This is a genomic window from Methanoregula sp., from assembly GCF_002835825.1.
Classification (GTDB): Archaea; Halobacteriota; Methanomicrobia; order Methanomicrobiales; family Methanospirillaceae; genus Methanoregula.
Genome location: NZ_PIZH01000771.1, coordinates 1 through 1,037 on the forward strand (window position 1 = coordinate 1; position 1,037 = coordinate 1,037).

The following is a 1,037-nucleotide window of genomic DNA, read 5'->3' on the forward strand; positions in this document are numbered from 1 at the left end:
TTGATATCCTGAAGATCCATACCCGCGGGATGCCGCTTGCCGAGGATGTGAAGCTGGACGAGCTCGCGCAGCAGACTCACGGGTTTGTCGGCGCGGACCTTGCCGCTCTCTCCCGGGAAGCCGCGATCCGTGCCCTGCGCAGGTACCTGCCGACCATGGATCTGGACGCAAAGGAGATCCCAAAGGAAATTCTCGACACCCTGAAGGTTACGGCTGCTGATTTCCGGTCTGCCCAGCGCGACGTGACCCCGAGCGCTATGCGGGAGGTGATGCTTGAGGTCTCCCACGTTAAATGGGACGATGTCGGCGGCCTTGAAGAGGCGAAAGAGGAAGTCCGTGAGGCGGTCGAGTACCCGCTCACGGACCGGCAGCGGTTCGAGGATCTCGGAATCCAGCCGCCGCGGGGAGTCCTCCTGTACGGGCCGCCCGGAACGGGGAAAACCCTGATCGCAAAAGCGGTTGCAAACGAGAGTGGGGCGAATTTCATTGCAATCCGCGGCCCGCAGCTCCTCTCCAAATGGGTCGGTGAGAGCGAGCGGGCAGTCCGTGAAGTTTTCCGCAAGGCCCGGCAGGTCTCCCCTGCGATTATCTTTTTCGATGAGATCGATGCCCTGGCCCCGGCACGGGGATCCGGATCAGACTCCCATGTCATTGAGAGCGTGCTCAACCAGCTCCTGACCGAGATGGACGGCCTTGAAGAACTGAAGGATGTTGTGGTCATGGGTGCAACAAACCGCCCCGACATTGTCGACCCAGCTCTCCTCCGGCCCGGGAGGTTCGACCGGCTTGTCTATATCGGCGAACCGGGGGCCGAGGACCGGAAGAAGATCCTGCGCATCCACATGAGGAATGTACCCATCGAGGGATCCGCGCTGGATGAAGTAATCGCATTGTGCGATGGCATCGACGAGAACGGTATCGAAGATGCGTTCAAGAAATTCGGGAAGAACAAAAAATTCTCTCCAGCGTGTCTCAAAACGCCAATCGTTGAACCGCCGGGACAGAAGTATGTCCTTATGCGGTACGGGAGCAGGAAG

At 59.6% G+C, this 1,037-nt stretch carries 1 protein-coding gene; it reads left to right on the top strand.

What is annotated here, in order from left to right:
- A partial coding sequence (locus tag CW742_RS15090; RefSeq protein ID WP_292421840.1) for an AAA family ATPase occupies positions 1-1,037 on the top strand: 1,037 nt, incomplete at both ends.